The organism is Rhodococcus sp. LB1 (assembly GCF_001583455.1).
Taxonomy (GTDB): Bacteria; Actinomycetota; Actinomycetes; order Mycobacteriales; family Mycobacteriaceae; genus Rhodococcus_F; species Rhodococcus_F opacus.
This window is the reverse complement of the sequence record NZ_LTCZ01000383.1, coordinates 1-3965: the sequence shown is the minus strand read 5'-3', so window position 1 is coordinate 3965 and position 3965 is coordinate 1. Positions and strand designations below refer to the sequence as shown.

The 3965-nt window shown below is 66.4% G+C and carries 4 protein-coding genes and 1 pseudogene; 4 read left to right on the top strand and 1 reads right to left on the bottom strand.

Features of this window, described 5'->3' with window-relative positions; translation table 11 throughout:
- Positions 1-366 (top strand): annotated as a pseudogene (locus AZG88_RS36420) (hypothetical protein); the annotation flags it as partial.
- Positions 367-1052: 686 nt separating this feature from the next.
- Here the strand turns inward: AZG88_RS36420 and AZG88_RS36415 are convergent.
- Positions 1053-2312 (bottom strand): UPF0158 family protein, encoded by a 1260-nt coding sequence (locus AZG88_RS36415; protein ID WP_061043280.1) that lies wholly within the window; start codon positions 2310-2312, stop codon positions 1053-1055.
- Between the two features lie 411 nt (positions 2313-2723).
- Between AZG88_RS36415 and AZG88_RS54605 the strand changes: the two genes are divergently transcribed.
- The 3 genes from AZG88_RS54605 to AZG88_RS52200 form a co-directional block, all read left to right on the top strand.
- Positions 2724-2900, top strand: a complete 177-nt coding sequence (locus tag AZG88_RS54605; RefSeq protein WP_156517714.1) for a hypothetical protein — start codon at positions 2724-2726, stop codon at positions 2898-2900.
- A gap of 12 nt (positions 2901-2912) precedes the next feature.
- Positions 2913-3239: a hypothetical protein gene (locus AZG88_RS54600; protein WP_156517713.1), complete on the top strand. Its 327-nt coding sequence runs from the start codon at positions 2913-2915 to the stop codon at positions 3237-3239.
- 463 nt (positions 3240-3702) lie between these two features.
- On the top strand, positions 3703-3965 hold a 263-nt coding region (locus AZG88_RS52200; protein WP_156517712.1), incomplete at its 3' end, for a hypothetical protein.

Sequence of the window (3965 nt, the reverse complement as noted above, 5' to 3'; positions counted from 1 at the left end):
GGGGTGAAGAACACCCGTGACCCCGAAACCATGGATGCGGGCAGGATCCCCACCGCCGTCCGCAGGTACTACGCGGCGTTCGACCGTCCTGCGGTGGAGATTCCGATCGAACTCGGCCGTGAACTGATCCTGGGGGCGGCGGCGTATGCGCGTGGGCTCGGTTTCGAGCCCGCGGATACGTTCGATGGTGATGCCGCCGCGTTCCTGGGTGAGTGGGACGGGTCGGGTCGGATCGAGTTCGGGAGGGACGGTCAGCCGTTCTACCTCAACGGGCCCTACGACAATCCGGCTGCTGTCATTGCGACCCTCGAGCGGTCCGTGGGTGCGGGGAACTTCCACGTCTCGGTGGCCGCGGGACCGATGTGATTGTCGCGGACAAACCCGACGTCGAGGGGCACGCCCGACTCCATGGGCGGTGAGCCGAGCAACAGCACACACCGGCACGCGTACGGGAAGCGCCGCGACCAGCCGGACACCACAGACGGACCGGCATCGGTGTTCGATGGGATCGTGGTGGGCGAGCGGGTCGATGTTCGCCTGTCGGCTTCACCGCAGGTGGCGCCCCGTACGGGTGTTTCGAGGGCGAGTCGGACGACGACGCATTCGACGGTGTCGCCGCCGATCCGTTCGGCTGGCTCTGGCACCCGGCCCCGGGGCCGGTGGGCCCATCCTGTCCGGCCCGCTCGACTCGACCCCGGGCGGTCATACATGTGCGCTCTCGACGCCGGCACCCACATGTCGAGTGTGGCGGTGCCGAACGTGCATGCCGAGACCGGATTTCGGTTGTGCTGGCGTGTCTCTCGGACCTGTCTCCGGATCCAAACCGGCCGCGAATACCCGCACGGTAACCGGCTACTACAGGGCAGTCGGCCCACCGCGTTTCGAGCTGATCGTCAAAGGAATGCCGACGAACGGCCAGGACAGTCGGCGGAGGTTGCTTCGATCACCGCACTGGCCGAGCATGCCGATCTGCCAGAGACAGTGCGGAATCTCAGAACGGTGGCGGATCCGCCACGTCACCGCCAAACGTTCTCCCAGAGGTGCGCGATCGGCTATCGCTGTACGGCGCGCTGCGTCACACGGATGCCCTCGCCGGCGAGGAACTCACGGGCACGACCCAGTTGGCGGTCGGTGGCGAAGATGTACCACTGATCGGCGAGGCTCTCCCGGTGGACCAGGTCGCGGAACCGGCCGAACGCGCCCCTGCCCTCGATCGCCCGCTCCAGCCGCTCCCGCAGCGCCGCATCATGGCACCGCCCGGCGAAGGCCGCCATGTCACGCCAACCGTCCCGCGAGCCGGTGCGGTCGAACCGGAGCCACCGGTCGGGTTCGGCCTCCACGTCGACGGCGGCGTCCTCCCCAACCATCGCCGGGTCGGTGCTGCTGTCGTCGTACACCTCCCCGGTGCGCAGGTCGACGTAGCCACCGGTCGACATGCCCGGATCCCCCTCCAGCTCGCTACCGAGCATCTCGAGGTCGACCGGCACCACCCGTCCCGTCAGCGGCTCGCCGCGCAGGCACGCGAGCAGATCCTCGGCCAGCACCCCGTCACCCGTGCCGCCGCGCCACGTCAGCCGGTTGATGACCGACACCGCCACCGGCTCGGCCTGCTCCCGTCGCTGCTGCAGTGCCATCGGCATGCCGGCCCCCACCTGTTGCAGCGCGTCGTCGACGTCACGCCCGCGCACCGCGGCGAGAAAGCGGACGGCATCTGCTGTCGCGATAGCGGCGCGCAGCTCGGACACCTCGAGCGCGGGCACCTGCTCCCGTGCGGGCCACGCGTGCAGCAGCATCGGATGCGGCTGGGGTGGTCTGCGCGGCGCCCGGCCTTCCCCGTCGTCGCCATTCCACCGGCGCCCGTACTGATCCGGAATGCTGCCCCAGCCCCAGTACGGCAGGGGGTTGCCGGGGGCGATGCCCAATACCTGGATAGGGTCGACCTTCTCCCTCCCGACCACACAGCGGTGCGTCCAGTCATCGCCCAGGTCGAAGGTGAACTGGAACTCCACACCCAGCCCCAGCAGCCGGGCGACCTTCGCCGACTCGATGTCCACCGGCTCGGTGATCGGCCCACCGACCGACTCCACCATCTCGGCGCCGGTCTCGGTGTCGGTGACCACTCGTCCATCGGCAAGGGTGAACATCGACAGATGAGAGCGGTCCCACCGGGCGAAGCCGTCGTTGATCGCATTCGCAAGGTCCATGAAGGTATGCGACGGTCCGACCGCGAAGACGCGGCCGGGCCACGGCCACAATTCCTCGCCGCGCCCGCCGAGCAGCTCCACCGTCACCGACAACCACGTTCGTGCCATTATCCGAGGATGGCATGCGGGCCGCGGCGCCGCCCGGCCGCAGCCGCAAACACAGACCACACCGCCGTGCCACGTGTGTCTGTGACCCATCGGCGTGGCCCACGGTCGGGCGTGTTGGGCGGCGAAAGGAGTGGATGTCTTGCTCTGCCGAACTCGGCGCCGATTTGAGAATCGCGGCGACCACGCGGCCGCTGCCGCTCGACCGTCGCCGGCCGCGCGGTAGGTCTGGGTCAGTGCCAGGAGTTCCACCAGAGGACTATGGGCACCAGCGAAGGGTTGCCACACCATCGAGCTGTCTCCCAAGCCGTACGGCGGGATCGGAATCACGTCATCACCTCCTGGTCGTGATCGGGGCTGGTGTCGGGGTGATCGGTCGATGGTTACTCCCATCGGGTGGCGTTCCATGCGTCCGTGCAGAGGAAGAGCCTGTTCTGCTTCTTTTTGGTGATTTCGGTGAGGATGTTTTCGTCGACGAGTTTTTTTGATGGCGGTGTTGGTGGCTTGGAAGGTTTTCCCGGTGAGGGTGGCTGCGGTGTTGACGTCGATCACGGGGTAGCCGATGAGCCATTCGGCGATTTCGATGGCTGAGCCGCGCAGGCCTTGTTCGCGGAGTCCGAGGATCATGGTGTCGCGGATTTTCATCAGTCGCTGGATGCGTTCGAGGCCTTCTTTGGCTTGTTCGGCCACGGCGGTGGAGAAGAACTCGATCCATGGGTTGTAGTCGCCGGTGATGGTGGTGTTGAGGAGGCCGTCTTGGTATTCGTCGCGTCGGGCTTCGAGCCAGGGTGCGATGTTGAGGATCGGCCATCGCAGTTCGCCGGCTTTCATCGGTTGGAGGAGTGTGATCAGTCGGCCGTTGCCGTCGCCGTAGGGGTGCAGGGTAGATTTCTTGAACTTATCCCGCTGCACTCGCGAAAGCTTGAATGAACGGAACCCTCGTTCAAGCAAAACGTCTATTGCTTGAATCGCACCGGCGCACGTTGTAGCCGGCACCCGACCCGCGGGGTGCGGGCCGTCTTCGTTGTGATCCCGTTGTGACCTGATGTGATGGCATGTCCCGGGTCACCCGCCCGGACAGGTCGAGGAGCAGGACGGTGGCGCCTGGACCCTCGCCTGGGGTGCCCCGGGTCGTGAGGGGCGCCGAACGTAGTTGTGATGTGGGGTGCCGGCGGGCACCAGCGTGCCCGGTNNNNGTGCCCGGTGTCGAGCATGTCTTGAAAGTTGTTGTATTTCAATATATTTTGCTAATAGGTTGGTGAACAGTGCTTTCCGCTGATGATGCACGACAGATCGCCGTCCCGCCGTTGTGGTGGATCTTGTGGATCTGAACGCCTTTGACGGGAAGGTGTCGAGGATCGGTTGCACACTGGTCTCCTGCGATTGGGGAGGAATGCACCCCGGGACTGCCACGGTGGTCATGGTGGGTCGTCGGGGACCGCCCACAGAGTGCCCGGAGCCGGGCGGCGTCGTCGCGCAGTGCCTTCTGCAGGTGGGGGCGGACGTTCTCGGCGACGTCTGGTGGGAGTGGGCAGCCTTGGTGTACGAGGGTGGCGGTGTTCTCGATGAGCCGCGCCGCTCGCATGAGGAGCGGTTCCGGCACAAAGACGGTGGGGAGGTCGCCGTCGTGGTCTCGGGTCAGGACGCCGAGGGTGG